Source organism: Tissierella pigra, assembly GCF_009695605.1.
GTDB classification, from domain to species: Bacteria; Bacillota; Clostridia; order Tissierellales; family Tissierellaceae; genus Tissierella; species Tissierella pigra.
Map to the genome: position 1 here is coordinate 1 of NZ_VUNQ01000009.1, position 21,479 is coordinate 21,479.

General features: G+C 30.1%; 18 protein-coding genes. 5 read left to right on the forward strand and 13 right to left on the reverse strand.

Annotation, left to right across the window (positions count from 1 at the left end):
• Positions 1-473: 473 nt before the first annotated feature.
• Positions 474-1,055, forward strand: a complete 582-nt coding sequence (locus FYJ83_RS05545) for a response regulator transcription factor (protein ID WP_326828306.1) — start codon at positions 474-476, stop codon at positions 1,053-1,055.
• A 55-nt stretch (positions 1,056-1,110) separates the two neighbouring features.
• Here FYJ83_RS05545 and FYJ83_RS20220 read toward each other — a convergent pair whose 3' ends face one another.
• Both FYJ83_RS20220 and FYJ83_RS05550 read right to left on the reverse strand, forming a co-directional pair.
• Positions 1,111-1,215, reverse strand: coding sequence for an LDCC motif putative metal-binding protein (locus FYJ83_RS20220; protein WP_268233508.1), 105 nt, complete (start codon positions 1,213-1,215; stop codon positions 1,111-1,113).
• A gap of 15 nt (positions 1,216-1,230) precedes the next feature.
• A complete protein-coding gene (locus FYJ83_RS05550) occupies positions 1,231-1,581 on the reverse strand; it encodes a DUF2680 domain-containing protein (protein ID WP_154439343.1) in 351 nt (116 codons plus the stop codon).
• Between the two features lie 171 nt (positions 1,582-1,752).
• On the opposite strand from FYJ83_RS05550, the gene FYJ83_RS05555 reads away from it, so the two are divergent.
• Positions 1,753-3,123, forward strand: coding sequence for a sensor histidine kinase (locus tag FYJ83_RS05555; protein ID WP_154439344.1), 1,371 nt, complete (start codon positions 1,753-1,755; stop codon positions 3,121-3,123).
• A gap of 249 nt (positions 3,124-3,372) precedes the next feature.
• Here FYJ83_RS05555 and FYJ83_RS05560 read toward each other — a convergent pair whose 3' ends face one another.
• The 5 genes from FYJ83_RS05560 to nhaC form a co-directional block, all read right to left on the reverse strand.
• Positions 3,373-4,653: an amidohydrolase gene (locus FYJ83_RS05560; RefSeq protein ID WP_154439345.1), complete on the reverse strand. Its 1,281-nt coding sequence runs from the start codon at positions 4,651-4,653 to the stop codon at positions 3,373-3,375.
• A 14-nt stretch (positions 4,654-4,667) separates the two neighbouring features.
• Positions 4,668-5,198 carry an ECF transporter S component gene (locus FYJ83_RS05565; RefSeq protein WP_154439346.1) on the reverse strand — a complete coding sequence of 177 codons (531 nt, stop codon included), beginning with the start codon at positions 5,196-5,198 and terminating at the stop codon, positions 4,668-4,670.
• 30 nt (positions 5,199-5,228) lie between these two features.
• Entirely contained in the window at positions 5,229-5,654 is a 426-nt protein-coding gene (locus tag FYJ83_RS05570) for a DUF1893 domain-containing protein (RefSeq protein WP_154439347.1), read from the reverse strand.
• 20 nt (positions 5,655-5,674) lie between these two features.
• Positions 5,675-7,042 carry an MATE family efflux transporter gene (locus FYJ83_RS05575; RefSeq protein WP_154439348.1) on the reverse strand — a complete coding sequence of 456 codons (1,368 nt, stop codon included), beginning with the start codon at positions 7,040-7,042 and terminating at the stop codon, positions 5,675-5,677.
• A gap of 123 nt (positions 7,043-7,165) precedes the next feature.
• Positions 7,166-8,557 carry a Na+/H+ antiporter NhaC gene (gene nhaC, locus FYJ83_RS05580; protein WP_216585470.1) on the reverse strand — a complete coding sequence of 464 codons (1,392 nt, stop codon included), beginning with the start codon at positions 8,555-8,557 and terminating at the stop codon, positions 7,166-7,168.
• A gap of 200 nt (positions 8,558-8,757) precedes the next feature.
• Here nhaC and FYJ83_RS05585 point away from each other — a divergent pair, with 200 nt between their 5' ends.
• Both FYJ83_RS05585 and rpsD read left to right on the forward strand, forming a co-directional pair.
• Entirely contained in the window at positions 8,758-9,177 is a 420-nt protein-coding gene (locus FYJ83_RS05585) for an acyl-CoA thioesterase (RefSeq protein ID WP_154439349.1), read from the forward strand.
• A gap of 96 nt (positions 9,178-9,273) precedes the next feature.
• Positions 9,274-9,873 carry a 30S ribosomal protein S4 gene (gene rpsD / locus FYJ83_RS05590; RefSeq protein ID WP_154439350.1) on the forward strand — a complete coding sequence of 200 codons (600 nt, stop codon included), beginning with the start codon at positions 9,274-9,276 and terminating at the stop codon, positions 9,871-9,873.
• Between the two features lie 44 nt (positions 9,874-9,917).
• Here the strand turns inward: rpsD and FYJ83_RS05595 are convergent, their stop codons facing one another.
• The 4 genes from FYJ83_RS05595 to uvrB all read right to left on the reverse strand — a co-directional run bounded on the left by FYJ83_RS05595 (position 9,918) and on the right by uvrB (position 17,236).
• Positions 9,918-11,591, reverse strand: coding sequence for a putative ABC transporter permease subunit (locus FYJ83_RS05595; protein WP_154439351.1), 1,674 nt, complete (start codon positions 11,589-11,591; stop codon positions 9,918-9,920).
• Positions 11,588-12,310, reverse strand: coding sequence for an ABC transporter ATP-binding protein (locus tag FYJ83_RS05600; protein WP_154439352.1), 723 nt, complete (start codon positions 12,308-12,310; stop codon positions 11,588-11,590). The genes FYJ83_RS05595 and FYJ83_RS05600 overlap by 4 nt, the downstream gene beginning before the upstream one ends.
• Positions 12,311-12,435: 125 nt before the next feature.
• Positions 12,436-15,261, reverse strand: coding sequence for an excinuclease ABC subunit UvrA (uvrA, locus tag FYJ83_RS05605; protein WP_154439353.1), 2,826 nt, complete (start codon positions 15,259-15,261; stop codon positions 12,436-12,438).
• Positions 15,262-15,274: 13 nt separating this feature from the next.
• On the reverse strand, positions 15,275-17,236 hold the full coding sequence (uvrB, locus tag FYJ83_RS05610; RefSeq protein ID WP_154439354.1) for an excinuclease ABC subunit UvrB: 1,962 nt from the start codon (positions 17,234-17,236) through the stop codon (positions 15,275-15,277).
• Positions 17,237-17,443: 207 nt separating this feature from the next.
• Between uvrB and FYJ83_RS05615 the strand changes: the two genes are divergently transcribed.
• Complete coding sequence (locus FYJ83_RS05615) at positions 17,444-19,021, forward strand: beta-propeller domain-containing protein (RefSeq protein WP_154439355.1); 1,578 nt, start codon at positions 17,444-17,446, stop codon at positions 19,019-19,021.
• On the opposite strand, the gene FYJ83_RS05620 is transcribed toward FYJ83_RS05615, so the two are convergent.
• Both FYJ83_RS05620 and FYJ83_RS05625 read right to left on the reverse strand, forming a co-directional pair.
• The gene (locus tag FYJ83_RS05620) at positions 19,018-20,070 is read right to left on the reverse strand and encodes a PDZ domain-containing protein (RefSeq protein WP_154439356.1); all 1,053 of its coding nucleotides are present in this window, start codon (positions 20,068-20,070) and stop codon (positions 19,018-19,020) included. The genes FYJ83_RS05615 and FYJ83_RS05620 overlap by 4 nt on opposite strands.
• 24 nt (positions 20,071-20,094) lie before the next feature.
• Complete coding sequence (locus FYJ83_RS05625; protein WP_154439357.1) at positions 20,095-21,318, reverse strand: S41 family peptidase; 1,224 nt, start codon at positions 21,316-21,318, stop codon at positions 20,095-20,097.
• Positions 21,319-21,479: the final 161 nt, after the last annotated feature.

The window sequence follows — 21,479 nt, forward strand, 5'->3', positions numbered from 1 at the left end:
GTTGTATATGTTGACTAATTGCTTCTTGAAATTTTCCTCATAATATTTTCTTGACATGATTTTCTCCTCCTAATATTATTATATCATGTTCGGAGAAAACCTGTCCTAACTAGTGTAACCTATCCAAACTCTATGTTAAATGTATCCTTGCTACATATAAAACGTCATGCGTTATCTAACTAATTAACAAATCAACACAGAGCTATGGTTAGACTCTCTATAGAAACAGTCGGCTTCATAAAGACAGCTGCTGTAGGTGATTAAACTAATCCACAGCGTCTGGTTAAGATTATATAGAAAATAATCAAGAAAGGAAAATATATATGAATTCTATATGAGTTCATTATACAAGGTGATTATATGAACTCCGTAAATATCTTAATCGTAGAAGATGAAAAAACATTTCTGATGTTATAGAAGCTTATTTAATTAAAGAGTTCAATGTATTTTTAGCCCATGATGGAGAAAAGGCATTGAAATTATTTAGAACTAATGACATTCATTTAGTTATATTAGACCTTATGATTCCTAAAATATCTGGGGAAGAAGTATGTAAAAAAATAAGGACTACATCTGATGTGCCAATTATAATGCTTACTGCTAAGACCAATGAAGATGATAGAATAGAAGGTTTATCCATAGGAGCTGATGACTATGTATTAAAACCCTTTAGTCCTAGGGAATTAGTCAGCCGAGTTAAAGCACTTCTTAGAAGAGCATATCCTAACTCTAGACCAGTGGCGGAAAAACTTAGTTTCAATAATGGGGATTTAGAAATTGAAGTGGATAAAATGTTAGTTAAGAAAAATAATAAAAATATAACCTTAACAACTAATGAATTTAAAATATTATTAGCCTTTATATCTCACCAAAATCAAGTCTTATCTAGAGAACAATTAATAGAATTTACCTTTGGTGAAGGATATGATGGATTTGATAGAACAATAGATACTCATATTAAAAATATACGATACAAAATTGAGACTAATCCAAAGTCTCCAGAATATATTCACACAATTTATGGACTTGGATATAAGTTTACAGTAGAAAAATAGTAACTCCAATTTTGGGTCCCTTACACCCAAAATTGGAGTTACTTATTTTCTTTTCTTATTTTTTCTTACTTAATTGACAACAGTCCAATGGTTGATCTCCAAAAGATTCCTTATTAGCATTTGCTAATTTATTTAGCATCTTTTTTATCCATTTTAACAAATAATTCACCCTCTTCTATCTTCTGCATCCTCTACCAGTCTTTCTCATACCCATTCTAAAATTATCTTTATCGCAAATACCATGTACAAATCCATTTTCTTCATGATACTTCTCCATTTGATCTAAATGTTCTTCCCAATTGTTTGCTTCTTCTTTTGTAATCTTTCCATCTTTAAGGAGATTTTGAATTTCTTCTCTCCTATATTTCATTCTTTCCTTAAACCATTCTTCTCTGTTTTCTGTACTATAGTTGGTATTTTTATTTGAAGGGATTATATTTGGTATCTTAGGTGAATCTGCATATCCTATTAAAGAACCCATTCCTATGACTGTTACTAAAGTTCCTACTGCTAATAATTTTTTCATCGTTTATCTCTCCTCTCATTCTATAAATTGATTATAACCATAGAATGTGAAGTAAATATGAAGAAATGTATTTCTTCATATTTCTTACAATATTAACTGTTATAATATAATTATACTATAAATTTCATGAAAAAAGTAATCGTTATCTTAACATTTATTGGAGGAATATATATGAAGCTTTCTAAAAAGTTTACTTTATTTTTTATTTCATCAATTTTATTTTCTATTATAATAACCAGCTTTATATCAAATATTATGATAAACAATAAATTTGAAAATTATCTAACTGATGAACATCAAAATAGATTAGATCAAATTAGCAATAATTTAAACCAGTTGTATAACAAAAATGGTTGTGTTTTACATCAAAATGAAATCAACTCTTATGCTTCACTGGAAAACGTATATATTGAAATTAGAGATTTAAATGATAATATATTATATACCTCAACTAATAACAACAAAATGGGAATGGGACATATGCACAAAAGAATGATGATGAGTCATGGTATGTATGAGGGAAACTATGTTGAGAAAGACTTTCCCTTTATTCAGGAAAATGAAGAAGTAGGAAAACTAATTATAGGATATATTGATAATTCCTATTTAACAAAGTCTGCTATTTTATTTAAAAACACCTTATCTAAATCCTTTTTATTATCAACTATTTTTACTACCATTCTTGGATTAATAGTTAGTATTATATTATCTAAGTCTTTGACTACACCTTTAATAAATATTAGAAATACAGCTGTTGAAATCCGTAAAGGCAACTTAAATAAAAGATCTAAAGTAAATACAAATACTCTTGAGATTGTAGAGTTATCAGATTCAATTAACTTTCTAGGACAAACTTTGGCTAAACAAGATAATATTAGAAAGAAATATGCTTCTGATATTTCCCATGAACTTAGAACTCCTTTGGCTACATTAAAGTCTCATTTAGAAGCCATTATAGATGGTGTATGGCAGCCTAATGAAGAACATTTAAATATTCTTATGACTGAAATAGATAGATTGTCACATTTAGTTGATAATCTTAAAGACTCTTTCAATGCTACAGAATTAGATATTATTTTAAATAAAACTAAATTCAACCTATCTAAAGAACTTGAAAGTACTATTATAACTTTTGTTCCTCTATATACAAAACAAGGGTTCACTATTGAAAGACATATAGAAGACCATATTTATATCAATATGGATAAAGACAAGTTTAAACAAATTATCTACAATCTTCTTTCTAATTCCATTAGGTATCTAAATGAATTGGGGAAAGTTAAAATTACTCTAAAAGCAGAAAAAAATAATGCCATTATAAATATTACAGACAATGGCATAGGTATAGAAGAAAAAGATATTCCTCTTATATTCCAAAGATTCTATAGGACAGATATTTCAAGAAACAAAAACACTGGTGGAACAGGTCTTGGTTTATCTATTGTAAACACAATAATTAAAGCCCATGGTGGTACAATAAATGTAAATAGTATTTATGGAAAAGGCACTGAATTTACAATAACTCTGCCATTAGATATCTAATCCAATAATACAGACTCAATTGTTTCAAATATAGAATAGGTCCTAACCATTCTAACATAAAGTGTTGAATTCATATAATACTAGATCACTGGTATTATTAAATATTCTTTTTAATTCTTCCCTATTTTTTTGTAAATTATTTGAAATCATGATTTTCACCCTTAGTTTTACATAATTGTTCTGTACAATTATTACCAACTACAAAAAAGATATAATAGTCATTAGAAATTTCTAATGACTATTAATCTTTTATCTATTAACTAAGTCTTTTGCGTGTTTCTCTGCCATGAATTTTATTTTCTCTACATCCAGGGTTTTAATTTCTCTCTTCTCCATTATTATCTTACCATCTACTATTACTGTATCTACATCTGATGCCTGAACTCCATAAGCCAATGAAGATATTATATTATGATGTGGATAAAGATGAGGCTTATCTGTATCTATAAGAATTAAATCTGCCTTTTTCCCTAATTCAATAGACCCTATTTCCTTTTCTAAGTCTAATGCCTTTGCTCCATTTATAGTCCCCATTTTTAGAGCTTCTATTGCTGGTACTGACACTGCATCTAGGTTTACTGCTTTATTTACTATGGATGCTAGATTAATTTCTTCAAACATATTTAGATTATTATTAGATGAAGAACCATCTGTACCTAAAGCTACTGGTATTCCTTTTTTCAGCATTTTATCTATTGGTGCAAATCCTGATGCTAGTTTTAAATTACTTCCTGGATTGTTCACAGGAATTAGACCTTTCTCTTTTATAATTTCTATATCATCATCATCTACATGGACACAGTGAGCACCTATAGTATGTATATCTAATAATCCTAAATCATATACATGCCTGATTGGAGATTTACCATGTAAATTGAAACTATCTTCCACTTCCTTTCTAGTTTCAGAAAGATGTATATGAATGCCTGTGTTTAACTCCTTTGCAAGTTTAAAACTTTCCTTAAGAAAATCTGGACTACAAGTATAAGGTGCATGAGGTGCTACCATAACTTTAATTCTTCCATTTCCTTTTCCATGGTAGTTTTTGAATAACTCTCTAGTTTCATCTAGTTTCCGTTTTGCTCCTTCATCTTCAATTAGTCCACGAGTCAATACTCCTCTCATACCTGACTCTTCTAGTCCATTACCTACTTCATCCATAAAGAAGTACATATCACAAAAAGCTGTAGTTCCACCTTGAATCATTTCAACCATACTTAAAAGCGAACCCCAATATACATCTCTACTAGTAAGATTTGCTTCTGTAGGCCAAATCTTTTTAGTTAACCAATCATGTAATGGTAAATCATCAGCAAAGTTTCTAAGTAAAGACATTCCTATATGAGTATGGCTGTTTATAAGTCCTGGCATTGCTATTTTATGTTTTCCATCGATTATCCTTTCTACTTCTATATCATCTCTTATTTCACCTATATGGATTATTTCATTATCCTTAATATAGATATTAGTATTTCTTATTACCTCGTCTTTTCCATTTATAGGTACTAAATCAATGTTTTTAATTAACATATCTTCCCTCCTAATTAGTAGTCTAAATCAATTGTAGTATATCTTACTATGCCATATATTAAACTAGGTATTAAAACCAGTTGAATTCCGATACCTGGAAGTCCTGTAATAACTCCACTTATGACAAAGGTCATAGGGGATAATTCTACGGCAAAGAAAGTTGCTAATAAAAACACTACTAACCCTGCCATTAGCCTTCCTCCTATCATGGAAATAATCAATGCTATTATAGGTGGTATTTTCATCTTTCTATATAATATAGATGCTATAAGTCCATAGGCTCCCAATTCAAATACCATTATTACTGCCATAGGAAATAATGGTGGCATACCACTGATTATGGAACTAATTATAGGCATTATCATTCCCAATATCAAAGCTAAATATGGTGGTAATAAAAGTCCTCCTAAAAATACTGGAATATGCATAGGTAGAAATATGGTTCCTGGAATTCCAGTTGCATGAAATATATTGGTTATTATGATTCCCATTGCCAATAATGTACCTGCTATGACCAGTTCTTTTGTACGATTTGTCTTTTCCATTGTATCTCTCCTTTTAGGATAAATTCTATCCTACTTTTCAACTGATTTGAAAAACTCCTTTATTTTATCCAATAATATTTCTGGATTATCTATATCTAAAGAAAGTTTTTCTATTGGGCAATATCCTGTCTTATCTCTATTTTTTATATATGGACAAGATTTTTCCATGATATATGGAATTTTATATTTTTCTAAAGTATTTATACCGCCTTCTGATATTAATTCAGTGTATACTTCTTCAATTCCAATATATCTACATAATAAGGCTGCCCCTTTACCTATTACCCTATCAGCTAATGAGCCACCCTTTGATAGCTCCTTCACTTCTGTAGCCAATATATACATAGGCTTTATACCCTTATCTTTAGATTTAAAAACAATTTCACCATTTTTTACTACTACTAAGGCTAAATCTTCCTGCTTCAATACTTTTCTTGCTAGTTCTATATCGTTCAATAGCCTCTTCCTTCCTTTTTTTATTCAATAACTAATGCCTCTTGTTCAAATATATCCTTCTTTTTAAAATAAAAATAAGAATATACAAGTCTCCAGCACATATCTATTGCTATACCTATCCACAGCCAAACTATATCTGCCTTGAAAACATAAGCCATTATCATTACAAATGGCACCCTAATAAGCCAAAGACCTATTCCTGCATTTATCATAGGTACTTTTGCATATCCCGCTCCCCTTAAAGCGCCATTTAATACACCAGATATATTTTGCGGCAATTGAGTTATTCCCATTATCAATAGATACATAGCACCTATTTGAATTACTTCAGGTTCTTTTACTAAAAGCCCCATAATCTGCTTTGGAAATATAATAAGTATTCCACCTGCAAATATAGTTACAACAATAGTATATTTTATAAGTTGATTAAGATATTTCTTACCTAATTCCTTATTCTTACTTCCTAGAGCATACCCAATAAAAGTAGTAGCTGCCACGCCAAATCCTGTAGCTGGCATATAGGATATAGACTCTGCCTGTAATCCTAGTTGATAAGCAGAATAAGCTAACTCCCCATAAGTAAGAATTGCCCTTGTAAGAAATATAGATGCTGCCTGCCAAAATGATGTTTCAAAAGATGTAGGAAGTCCAAGTTTTAATATCATTTTTGCTTCATCTGACTTAAATCTAAACCCAAATTTCCCTTCCATGTTTTTTATAATCCCATTTTTACCAAATAACATAATTATACCAAATAAAGCTGAAGTAATATAAGCAATGTTATAAGCGTATCCTGCACCCTTTAACCCTAAAGATTTAATACCTGCATTTCCAGTTACCAACACAAATCCCGCAATAATATTGACTATATTTAGTATACCTACAGTTATCATAGGTGTTTTTGCGTTTCCCATGCCTTGAAGTATTCCTGCCACTAAAAGTATAATAGCTGCAAAGGGTAATGACCATGAAATTATCTTCAGATATAATACTCCATTTGCAAGTAGGTCTGGGTTTGGATTAAATACCATCAGCAACGGCTTGGCAAACCAAAATAATAATTGTTGAAATATAATTGCTACTCCTATGGAAATAATAAATGATTGCTCAGATATGGATTTTAGCTTCTCATAATTATTGGCACCATGAGACTGTGCTACTAATACAGAGGTTCCCGTTGCTAGTCCCTTAAATATTCCCCATAGTATTCTATAAAGAACTGTGGCTATACCTATTGCTCCAACAGCGTAGGCATCTATTCTGCCTATCATTGCCATAAGTACAATTCCTGCTGTCATCTGTAAAACATTCTCACCTGTTATGGGTATAATCATAGACAGTATTTTGTTTCTAATTATTCTATCTTCATTTGAATACTCCTTGGCCATTTTACATCTCCTTTTACTATGAATTTTATATATTATAACTTTATCATTATATTATATTTTGATACTCTAAACAAGATAATATAGGGTATAAAAAAACCTTATAAAAATATAAGGTTTTTTAATTTAAATATTATCTTTATTTAGTTTAGCCACAGTTAAACCCGTAAAACTTAGAAGTATTACTATAATAGGTGTTAAATAATTAAAAAATGCCCATTTCCCATATTGTAAGGCAGATACACCTAAAATTCCCTTCATAAAAACACCGCAGGTGTTCCATGGAATTAAAGCTGATGTCAATGTACCAGAAGCTTCTAGAGCATTTGATAATGTCTTTGGATGAAGTCCCCTTTCTTTATAAGCAGATGCGTACATTCTCCCTGGGATTACTATGGATATATACTGCTCTGGCATAGTAGCATTGCTAAATAAACAAGTCAATATAGTTGCAGTTATAAGACCTGTTACAGATTTTATTCTCTTTATTAAAGCTCCAACTATGACCTCTAATTGTCCTGTCTTTTCCATGATGCCACCAAACATCATGGCTATTATTGTAAGAGATATGGAAAACATCATAGCTTGTAGCCCACCAGCAGTTAGAAGTTTGTCTATCATTTCCACACCAGTTTCACTAACAAATCCACTAAAGCTAGCAGTCAAAAGATTACCTAAATTAGCTCCTTGAAATATAATGGCTTCTATAGCTCCTATTATAATTCCAATTGTAATCCCAGGAATAGCTGGAACCTTAAATGCTATAGATACAATAACTGCTATAGGTGGTATAAGTAATAGAGGAGATATTTTAAAGGATGATACAATACCTGTTCTAATGGTTTCAATGGCTGAAAAATCTGTTCCTTCTCCACTAAATTTAAAACCAATAAATAAAAATATTCCTAAGGTTATACCATAAGATATTAATGTACTTGGAAGCATAAACTTAACATGAGTAAAAACATCAGTACCTGCAACTGCTGGTGCTAAATTTGTTGTATCTGATAAGGGAGACATCTTATCTCCAAAATATGCTCCTGAAATAATGGCTCCAGCTGCTATAGGTGCTGGAATTCCTAATCCCTGTGCTATCCCCATAAGGGCAATACCTATGGTACCTGTAGTACCCCAACTAGTACCAGTAGCTAAAGATGTAATAGAACAAATTATTACTGTAGCTACTAAAAATATACTAGGTTTCAATATTCCTAAACCATAATAAATCATACTAGGTACTACTCCTGCCAAAAGCCATACCCCTATTAAAACACCTATAATTGCAAGAATAATAATTGCTTGTAAAGCCTGATAAATTCCATCAAACATTGAAGTTTGAATTTCATCCCAACTATAGCCTATTTTCACTGCTATAAGAGCCGCAAATAATGTTCCTACTAGCATTGGAATATGTGGATCAGCCTCGTATATAGAAATACTGGCTGCCATAATAGCTATAAGAAACCCAAAGGATAAAATTGCCTCATAAAGATATGGTTTTCTTCTTTCATTTTCCACTGGTATGTCACTCCTTAAAGAATCTATTTTTACATAGATATATATATTACTAAATATTTAGAACATTTTCAATCACATTTTTTTCCAATCCTTGATATAATTTTTTCTTTAAATTTCTGCTAAAGGAAATTTATGATATTGTATTATAAATATTTCTTGTTATAATGAAAGAGTATTATCTAAAACAAAGGAGGAGTACAATGGGAATTGTCAAAGTATCTAGGTTAGTTAAGTCAGAAGATTTGAATCATCATGGTACATTATTTGCAGGAAGAGGAGCTGAATGGTTTGTAGAAGCTTGTTTTATTTGCGGAGCTAAAATTACTGGGAAACCCGAAAATATAGTTTGCGTAAATATTCATGGATTGACTTTTAAAACTCCTGGAAATAAAGGAGATATAATAAATTTAGAAACTAGATTGGCAAAGGTTGGAAGAACTAGTTTTATGGTTTATGGTAAAATGACTAGAAACAATAGCCAAGACATATTGTCCGATGGATTTATTACCTTTGTATTTGTTGATGAAAATACAAAGACTATACCTCATGGAATAGTTTTAGATGAACCTATAGATGATGAAGATATTCAAATCAGAAAAAGAGCTGAAAATTTAAATTAAATGATAATTGTTATCATTTACTTCTTTTATTTCTTGTGTTATAATATTATTGGCTCAAAATTATCGCGGCAAATAATTTTGATGGAGTGATATAATTTGGCAAAAATGATGGGACCTAGATTTAAACAATCTAGAAGGTTAGGATTAAACGTATGTGGTCATCCTAAAGCAATGGATAGAGCCACAAAAGGCAGTTCTCGCGGAGATAAGAAGCTGACAGAATATGGAATCCAGCTATTGGAGAAACAAAGACTCCGAGCTTATTATGGTGTAATGGAAAAACAGTTTATGAAATATGTAATTAAGGCTAAAAAATCTGGAGAGCAAACTGGTCATGCTTTAGTTAAGATTTTAGAAACAAGATTAGATAATCTAGTATATAGACTAGGTTTTGCTTCTTCCATTAGACAGGCTAGACAAATGGTAGTTCATGGACATATTCTTGTAAATGGTAATAAAGTAGATATACCTTCCTATATAATTCAAGTAGGAGATACTATTTCATTAAGAGAAAAATCTAAGGATATTGAAATATTTAAGGAAAACTTCAATAACTTCTTCTTAAATAGTTATCCTTATTTATCAAAAGATGAAAACAATATGTCAGGATCCCTAATTAAATATCCTGAAAGAAATGAAATTCCAATAGAAATAGATGATCAACTTGTTGTTGAATATTATTCAAGACTTATATAAAATCAAAAAAATCCCTCTGATAATACAGAGGGATTTTTTTGATTTTATTCCATCACTTCAAATTGTGTTTTTATTAGCTTCTTCAATAATACAAATAATATTATACTGGTTAATCCAAATACTACTGTCAATAATCCATAAATTAAATTTACATCTACTTTATTCATTATATTTATAACTAAATATATTAAACCTCCTAAATATAAGACCCCTAATCCCATACTAATTAATACATTTAGATTTTGTTTCATTGCTTTTTGCGGATTATCCCAATCTAAAAGTGGTCTTAGTATGTCTATTATCATTCCAATTTGGGTCATTGGAATACTACCTAAAAGCCCTAAAAATACAATTAATAGAATACTTAATATATCTAGTTTTATTATAAAACTTAGACTAATAAGTAATGCCCCTACTCCTAATATCTGGACTATTAATGATGATAAAATCCTGCCTATTATTTGATCTTCTACCTTTATTGGTAAAGTTCTTTGGATCCATAAACATTTCCCTTCTCTTGAAAAACTAGTTGCTCCTATACTATTTAATATGCCTAATGCTGCAATAAAAGCTATACCAGCTAAGGTTATTAAATTATTATTACCTCCTAGCATATCTATTATCTGAACCAGTGACTCATCTCCCCCTGTCATACTTGCTACTAGTAATATTATGGGAAGCATAACTACTCCTCCTACTGTATTTAACAGATATACAGGGGTCTTAAATAACATTATAATTTCTTTTTTTGCTAAAGCTATATAAGGCTTTGTTTCCTTAGTCATATCTTTTAGGGCTATTTTTTTTCTGCTTTTTCCTTTAGATGCTGATACTTCTATATTTCCTATTAATCCGTCAAAGAATAAGGATTCAGATAAAAATAGCATAATCATAAAGGATATGATACCTACTACTATAAAAGTCAATAAATTCATTAACCCTGTTAAATTAAAATAATTTGATAGAGCCAATGCACCCCATTGAGAAGGTGGAAATATAATTCCCAACTTTTTTACTAGAAGATTAGAATCTTTCACTAGATTGACAAAAAAATCTCCTTCCATCATTGCCTTTCCAGCTATGGTTTGAATTTTAAGTTGGAAATATACCATGGCAATAATGAAAATTACTGCACCAATAACCCTAATTAAATCCTTTTTCGCTCCAATATTTGTATATTTCATAAATACCATTATTACAATAGATGACAATACTAAAGGTATAATAGGAGCTGTAATCACTAATAACAAGGAATATATCCAATAAAGTAATCCTTCTCCTCCTTTAACTCCATATATAATAATAAAAGGCAATATAATAGGTAAGGAAGTCAAATACTCACTAATCATTAAAGTTACAAATTTTGAACCTATAATATATGATGATTTAATAGGTAGCGGTACTAAAGTTGCTAAATCATTAGAAAAATAGTATTTACTCATTACATAAAGTAGCCCAAAAATAAATACCATAATCTGAGTTACTAAAAATCCTGATAATAAAAACATGGATTTCTGACCTACTTCTGCATATATATCATACATACCATTTAAACTATTTATTATTAAAAAATATGATGGTATTAAAGATAGCATTGCTATGGCTAAAATTATCATTTGCCATCTATTTTTTTTATTTTTAAAACTATAGATAATGGAGGACAAACCAAAAGTAATATTGAAATCGGTTTTAATCAATGAAATAATCTTATTCATCATTCAGTCAACTCCAAGAATATATTTTCTAAGGACTGTTTCTCCTCTGCATGAGCCTTTAACTCCTCCATTGTTCCCAAAGCCACAATTTTTCCTTTATTGATTATGGCAATTCTATCACATAGTTTTTCTGCTACTTCCAACACATGGGTGGAGAAAAACACTGTTTTTCCCTCGTCACACATTTTCCTCATAATTTCCTTTAAATTAAAAGCAGACTTTGGGTCAAGACCTACCATAGGTTCATCAAGAATAAATAAATCTGGATTGCTTAACAATGCCCCTGTTAATACAATTTTTTGTTTCATTCCATGAGAATAACTGGCTATTAAATCTCCTACTGCATCTTTTATGCTAAATAACTCTAAATAATAGTTTAACTTCTTCTCTCTCTCCTCTTTGGGAATTCCATACATATCACCCATAAAGTTTAAATATTCAATACCCTTTAACCTATCATATATTTCAGGATTATCTGGCACATAACTAATCATGGACTTTGCTTCTATAGGCTCTTGCCAAGCGTCTACTGTACCTACTGTTACTTTTCCACTATCTGGTTTTAAAAGTCCTACTATCATTTTTATAGTAGTAGTCTTTCCTGCACCATTTGGGCCTAAAAACCCAAATATTTCTCCTTTTTTAATATCTAAATTAATATTATCTACTGCTTTTATAGCACCCTTATTGTATGATTTAGAAATATTTTCAAGTCTTAACATTTTCCAACCTCCTTTTTTCTGTTATACTAATTATATAACAAACAATCTATAATATCAATATGGTTTGAAAATTTAGTTATTTCTTTATAAATTAAAAGACTAGAGAATTTATCCCTAGCCTTTATTTATTCCAATATTTTTTTCAAAAACTGTCCTGTATAAGACTTCTTAACCTTGGCAACTTCCTCTGGAGTTCCTGTAGTGACTACTGTTCCACCTTTATCTCCACCTTCTGGTCCTAAGTCTATTACATAATCTGCTGTTTTTATTACATCTAAATTATGTTCTATGACTACTACTGTATTTCCACCTTCGACTAATTGATTTAATACTTTAATCAACTTGTGAATATCAGCTACATGAAGTCCTGTAGTCGGTTCATCTAGTATATAAATAGTCTTTCCTGTGGAACGCTTAGATAGTTCTGTAGCTAATTTTACTCTTTGAGCTTCACCACCAGATAGTTCTGTAGAAGATTGACCTATTTTTATATATCCTAGTCCTACATCATATAGTGTTTCTAGTTTTCTGCTTATTTTAGGTATGTTCTTGAAGAACTCTACTCCTTCTTCCACTGTCATATCCAGTACATCAGATATGGTTTTTCCCTTATATTTAACCTGTAAAGTTTCCCTATTATATCTTTTACCTTTGCATACTTCGCAAGGTACATATACATCAGGTAAGAAGTGCATTTCTACCTTTAATATTCCATCTCCACTACAAGCCTCACATCTTCCGCCTTTTACATTGAAACTAAATCTGCCTTTTTGGTATCCTCTCATTTTAGCTTCATTAGTCATGGCAAATACATCTCTTATATGGTCAAATACTCCAGTATAAGTGGCAGGGTTTGACCTAGGAGTTCTACCTATAGGTGATTGGTCTATATCTATTACTTTATCTAAATATTCCAACCCCTTTATATCTTTAAACTTCCCTGGCTTTACTTTTGAGCCATTTAACTTTTGTGCCAAGGCCTTGTGTAATATTTGATTTACTAAGGAGGATTTACCTGAACCAGATACTCCTGTTACACAGGTAAATAAACCTATGGGAATTTTTGCATTTATATTTTTAAGATTATTTTCCTTGGCCCCTTTTATTTCTATCCAGTTTCCATTAGGCTTTCTTCGTTGTTCTGGTATTTCAATTTTTTTCTTTCCCGATAAATATAGCCCAGTAATGGAATTAGGATTGTTTTTTATTTCCTCTATGGTTCCTTCAGCTACTATTTCACCGCCGTGAATACCTGCTCCTGGACCTATATCTACAATATGATCTGCTACATACATAGTATCTTCATCATGCTCTACTACTATTAAGGTATTTCCCAAATCAGTTAAATTTCTTAAAGTTTTTAGTAACTTTTCATTATCTCTTTGATGAAGCCCTATACTTGGTTCATCTAATACATATACTACTCCCACAAGACTAGAACCTATTTGAGTGGCTAATCTAATTCTTTGTGACTCTCCTCCAGATAATGTACCTGCCATACGAGATAAAGTCAAATAATCTAATCCTACATCTTTTAGGAAATTAAGTCTTTCTTTAATTTCTTTTAATACCTGTTCTCCTATTATTTGCTCTTTTTCTGTAAGGGTTAAGTCATTAAAGAATTCTATGGCTTTAAAAATAGATAAATCTGTTAATTGTGCAATATTTAATCCATTTATCTTTACTGATAAAACTTCATCTTTTAATCTATTTCCATGACATTTAGGACAAGGATTTTCTGCCATATATTCATCTATTTTATCCCTCATATAGTCAGAGTTAGTTGCATTATATCTTCTTGTTAAATTTGGAATAATTCCTTCAAATTTTCCATTGTAATCTCTCATTCCATCTTCATCAAAGTGACTTAAAAACTTAAATTTTATTACTCTATCTGTTCCATATAATAATTCATCTATAAACTTTTCTGGTGCATCTTTTAAAGGCTTATCTGTACTAAATCCATTGTCTTCAGCTAAAGTTTTAAATATTTGATAGTAATAGGTAGATTCGTTGGAACTTGAAAAAGGTGCTATTCCTCCTCCATCTATACTTAAATCTAAATTTGGTATAATAAGTCCCTTATCTATTTCCTTATGAAATCCTAATCCATTACAAGTTTCACACATGCCAAAAGGACTATTAAAGGAAAACATTCTAGGAGATAGTTCTTCCATGGCAATATTACAATCAGGACAAGCAAGTTTTTCACTGAACATTATTTTTTCTTTATCTATTATATCTACTACTACAATTCCCTCTGCTAATTTCAATGCAGTCTCTAAAGAGTCCGATAGTCTTCCTTCAATTCCTTCTTTAATTACTATTCTATCTACTACTACTTCTATAGTATGTTTTTTGTTCTTCTCTAGCTTGATTTCATCTCCAATATCATACATTTCATTATCTACTATAACTCTTACATATCCTTCTTTTTTGATACCCTCTAGCACCTTTATATGTTCACCTTTTTTACCTCTTATAATTGGGGCTAAAATCTGAATCTTTGTTCTTTCTTCTATTTCCATTATTTTATCTACCATTTGTTCCACTGTTTGGCTGGTTATTTCCTTTCCACAACTTGGACAATATGGTGTACCTATTCTTGCATACAATAGTCTTAAATAATCATAGATTTCTGTTATTGTACCTACAGTGGAACGAGGGTTTTTTGATGTGGTTTTTTGGTCTATGGATATGGAAGGAGAAAGTCCTTCTATATATTCCACATCTGGCTTATCCATTTGACCTAAAAACTGTCTAGCATAACTAGATAAGCTTTCAACATATCTTCTTTGTCCTTCTGCATATATGGTATCAAAGGCTAAAGATGATTTTCCCGAACCTGAAAGACCTGTAAATACTACAAATTTATTTCTAGGAAGTTCTAATGATACATTTTTTAAATTATTCTCCTTAGCCCCTCTTATTATTATTTCGTCTTTTACCAATTATTTCACCTCATTATAACTTCTTCTTTAGTTCTATCATTTTATCCCTTAACTCTGCTGCTTTTTCAAAGTCTAATTCTTCTGCAGCTTTTAACATGGCAGATTCTAATCCCTCTATAATTCCTTGAACTTCATCTTTTGAGAAAGTCTCTTCATATTTGACTTCATCCTCTGCTACTATTGTAGCTTCTATGATTTGTCGTATATCCTTTTTAATACTTCTAGGTGTTATATTATGCTCTTCATTATGTTGGCTTTGAATTTCTCTTCTTCTATTGGTTTCAGATATGGTCTTTTCCATGGACCTAGTTATGGTATCTCCATACATAATTACTTTTCCATCTATATTTCTTGCAGCTCTTCCTGTAGTTTGGATTAAAGATGTTTCCGACCTTAGAAAACCTTCTTTATCTGCATCTAATATGGCAACTAAGGAAACCTCTGGCAAATCCAAACCTTCTCTTAATAGATTTATACCTATTAGCACATCATATTTTCCTAATCTTAAGTCCCTAATGATTTCCATTCTTTCTATGGTTTCCACATCTGAATGAAGATAAGTAACTTTTATCCCAATATCTTTAAAATAGCTAGTTAAATCTTCTGCCATCTTCTTAGTCAAAGTTGTGACTAATACTCTTTCTTCCCTATCTACTACTTTTCTAATTTCATTTACTAAATCATCTATTTGATGTTCTGTAGGTCTTACTTCTATAACTGGATCCAATAATCCTGTAGGACGTATTATCTGCTCTACTGTGTTTTCAGTATGAAGAAGTTCATATGGACCTGGTGTTGCCGATACATATAAAATCTGATTTACCATAGATTCAAATTCGTTAAATTTAAGTGGTCTATTGTCTAGCGCTGATGGAAGTCTAAAACCATACTCAACTAAATTTGTTTTCCTAGATTTATCCCCTTCGTACATACCCCTTATTTGTGGTACTGTAACATGGGACTCATCTATTATTATTAAAAAGTCCTCTGGAAAATAATCTATTAAAGTAAAGGGTCTGGAACCTGCTGGTCTATTACTTAAATGTCTGGAATAGTTTTCTATTCCTTGGCAAAACCCCATTTCTTCTAACATTTCCAAATCATATCTAGTTCTCTGCTCTAATCTTTGAGCTTCTAATAACTTCTCCTTATCTCTTAATTCTTTTAATCTATGGTCTAATTCTTCTTCTATGGTCTTTATTGCTCCTTTAACTTTCTCTTCAGTTGTAGCATAGTGAGATGCTGGAAATATGGAAATATGAGAACGATACCCAATAACCTCTCCAGTTAAATGATTTACTTCTACGATTCTATCTATTTCATCTCCAAAGAATTCAACTCTAATAGTATTTTCACTAGAGGATGCTGGAAATATTTCTAGTATATCTCCTCTGACTCTAAAAGTTCCCCTTATGAAGTTAATATCATTTCTTATATATTGAATATCTATTAACTTCCTCATTATATCATCTCGGTCTCTAACCATTCCTGGTCTTAAAGATACTACAAGATTTTCATAATCTATAGGGTCCCCTAAACCATATATACATGATACAGATGCCACTATGATTACATCTTTTCTCTCAAATAATGCTGCTGTTGCTGAGTGTCGTAATTTATCTATTTCATCATTTATAGATGCGTCTTTTTCTATATAGGTATCTGATTGTGGAACATAAGCTTCTGGTTGGTAATAATCATAATAACTAACAAAGTATTCTACTGCGTTGTTTGGGAAAAACTCTTTAAATTCTGAAGCTAATTGATAGGCTAATGTTTTATTGTGAGCTATTACTAAAGTTGGTTTTTGAACCTTCTCAATTATATTTGCCATGGTAAAGGTTTTCCCCGAACCTGTAACACCTAATAGAACCTGATGAGTAAGACTATTGTTTATTCCTGCTACTAGCTTATCTATGGCCTTAGGCTGGTCGCCAGTAGGTCTATAATTTGATTCAATTTTAAATTTATTCATATCCACACCTCTTTATTTGAACATTTGTTCAAGATATATAATATTATATAATATTATATAAAATTGTCAAAGCCTAATATAAAAATATAATGTCTTAATATTCCTATAGTCCTAAATATTTGGCAATACTCTAAATAATCTTATCACAAAAAAGTATATTGAAGAAAGAAGATTAATATAGTAAACTATGGATAAGGAGGTAGTTATATGAAGCGAAAGGTATTAATACTATTTATAGTACTTATTGCATTATTCATCTTTGGATGCAGCTCCAAAAAAAAGAGTTTGAGTACCTTAGATAGTAGTGTGATTTTAGAGGAAGAACAAATTCCATATGAAATAAAACAAATTACATTCTCAAAGAGCTTCCAGTCTATGGAACCTGTAGTTGAAATCATAACCAATAATAATAAGTTAAGATTATTAGCTTCTTTGGGATTAGCTGAATATTCAGGTGTCAATGTAAATAAAGTCATTAGGAAAGGTGGAGAAATCAACATTCATGTTAGTGGTATTTCTAATAAAGAAAGTTCGTCTCTGTCAGTTCCTCAAATCAGTTTGGAACTTAAAAAATCTAAACTAAAAGATATTAAGGATTTAAAGTTTAATATAGTATATGATGACTTTGATCCCATAAATGTAAAAATAAGCAGCAATGATGTCTTAAATAAAATTCATTCTTATCTAAAGGTATCAACAAAAGGATCTCCTGATATTAACTTAATTAAATCCAACGATGATATTATATGGGATATATCCTATAATAGTGTATTTGATAAAGAAGATTCTAAAAGTTCTTTAGTAAATCTGTTTGCTCAAGTCGACGCTAATACTGGTGAAATTATAAAATCAGAAAAATCTTTTATAGCATCACCTTTAGATGAAGGACATATTATAGAATTTAAAGAAAATAATTATCTCTTATATAAAAAATCTGTAGTAAACCAAGAAACTGATAATACTAGTGAACAGCTATGGATATACAATGTTGCAAAAGACGAATCTAATATGATATATTCCTCAAACTCTAAAATATTAGCTGCAGAATTTAGCCCTAACTTAGACTTTATCTCACTTATAGAGTTAAACGATACTACTTCAGAACTATATATAATTGCGAAAGATGATAAAAAAGCGTATAAAGTAAGTTTTGAAGAAGACTTTAATCCATCCTTTATGGCTTGGAAGAGCAATAATAATCTATTTATAATTGAGAGTAACAAAGGAAAATCTATAATAAATAATTATAATGTAGCAAATAATGAAATAGAATTAGTAGGTCAATTAAATAAATCTATTAATGGATTTAATATTATAAATAATAAATTTCTAGTACTTGAAAAAAATAAAGATGAATTTAACAATCAAATATCCATCACTACAGATTGGAAAAAGTTTGAGTTTATAGATAATGGTTTTAATGCAAAGTTTATAAATGATAATACCATTGCCTATCTACAAAAGGATGAGAAAAAAGATAAAAATTTATTATCAATTTATGATATAGAAAAAGAGAAAGTCAGTAATAGACTCAATAAAAATATTTTAAGCTATGAAGTATTTCCAAATGAAAAAATAGTATATGTAATAAAAAATCCAAATACCAATTATACTTTAGGATCATATTCCATAGAAAATAACTCTACTAAGGATATTGCTAATGTAATTAATGACACAATCTATTACAATGAAAGTGGTAATATTATCTACTTAAATGCTATATTACCCTTTGAAAATAATAAATCTGAAGTAATTTATTCCATAAATTTATCTAAACTAAACTAAAAATCCCTAGGGACTATTATTAGTCCCAAGGGTTTTATTTTTCCATAGTATTTTTTTGTAGATAATCCAGATTTCATATTAAAAATTTCAATTTTCAGCCTTTTAGATTTTATCTTTGTAAAATCCTCCATATCCTTATTGCTATTTATTTCAACTCCATTTATTTTAAGTAATATATCACCAGTGTTTATACCTAATTTAGTACCTATACTATCTGGAAGAACATCAAGCACTCTTACTCCTTTATCTAAATGGGTAAAGACAGGTGTTTTCTTTTCTTCTATTATTTTATTTTGTAATATTATATATTCATGACCTAATAATGCAAATAAAGGAGGTAAGAAAAGATTTAAAGTGTTTCTCGACATATATAATAATATCGTACTATATAAAAACAATACCATAGAGGTTTTCATTACTTTCTTTTTTGGATATGAGGATATAGAATAATCACCATAACTTAAAATCGCCATAAGGGTAATAGGTTGAATCAAACCATCTCCTATAAATATTACAAATGGTATAGGCCAAAATCTATTCATATTAAACCCACCAACTATTTCTTCTCCTGTCTCAAGGAAAATTGGAAGTCTATTTCTTCCACCATCTAAAAGTATTAATATACTTTCCACTATATGTAGTACTGCCACTACTGACATTACTTGAGGAATTTCGATTTTAGGATACCCTATAATTAAACTACATAAAGATACTACAGCTCCTCCATAGGAAAAACACATATATCTAGGGTTTATAAGAGATAAAAGTATTGAAACCACTAGTATATACATATAATCTGTTGGAATCGCAACTACTCCCAAGTAAAGAAATATTACTGTAGTAATTATTCCACCTAAAACACCAAATACAGTTGATGTAATTAGCTTTAACATAGCTGATCTTTTATAGCCTATATTCTCCTTTTCTATTTTTCCTATTTTTATATATTGAATATATATAATACCTAGGACTATAATAAAAAAAGGAGATTTAAAAGTATTTAAAATGTCTATTATTGTAAAATATACAATCTGATATAATCCATACATACTTTAATTCTCCTTCTTAAAAGACTATTTAATTTTAGTTTTTATTTCTTCTATGGCTTTTTTAAGCTGAGTATCCTCCTTTAAGTTTTCTACTCCTATGTCTTCTACTCCTTCAGGTAATTCCACTATTATATCCGGTTCAATACCTATACCGTGAATATTTACTCCATTTGGTGTGAAATACTCTGAAATTGTTAGTTTTAATCCTGACCCATCATCTAAGTCCTTTATTCTTTGAACAACTCCTTTACCAAAGGTAGTAGTTCCTATTAATGTGCCTCTCTTATGGTCTTTAATTGCACCTGCAAGAATCTCTGATGCCGATGCTGAGCCACCATTTACAAGTAATACTAAAGGATAATCAACCATTGATTTTCCTGAATTTTCATAAGTCTTTTTGCCATCTTTAGTTTGAGTATATACTACAACTCCTTCTCCCAGTAACTCATCTGCAATTTGAACACATCTGTCTAATAACCCTCCAGGATTATTTCTTAAATCAATGATTAAACCTTCAATATTTTTTCTGCCTAGTTTATCTAATTCAGCTTTAAAGTCTTTATATGTTAAATCATCAAAAGATGTAATATTTATGTATCCTATATTATCATCAATTATATTGGATTTCACAGTAACTAATCTTATAATTTCCCTAGTAATTTCTAAATCAAATATTTGGTTTTTACTTTCCTTATCAGTTCTAAGAAGTGTTAAAACCACATTTGTATTTGGATCACCTTTCATTACCTTAACTGCTTCATCCATTTTATCTGCTGGAAATTCTATACCATCTACCTTTAGTATTTTATCTCCACTTTTAATTCCTGCTTTTTCTCCGGGAGTACCTTCTATGGGAGATACTACAGTAATTATATTGTCTTCTCCTGGTGTAACTACTACTCCAATTCCTGCATAGGTTCCACTTGTCTGTTGCAAAAAAGATGCGAATTCATCTTTGGTCATATAATTAGAATATGGATCTTCTAAAGATTGGAGCATTCCCTTTAATTGTCCATCTATCATTTTCTTTGTATCTACATCTCTTAAATAATTTTGTTTTACATAGTTTTCTACTGCTATTACTTTGGAAAATTCATTATAAACAGATTTAAGCTGTTTGTATTCTGCCAAAGGAATATATGCCTTGTTATTGAAACTTACACTCATTAAGTTTGTTAAGCCAAAGGTCATTATGTTTGTAATAAGTAAAAGAACTACAATTAAAGTTATGACTTTCTTCTTAGACATTTTCTCACTCCCATATTTTTAGGTTATACAATTATTGTATTTATTTTATATTAAGATTATACCATTCAATTTAATCTATTACAAAGATTAAAAAATACAGCTAAGATTATAATATAAAATCCTAGCTGTATTTCCATAGACCCATTCTCTAATCTTTTTTT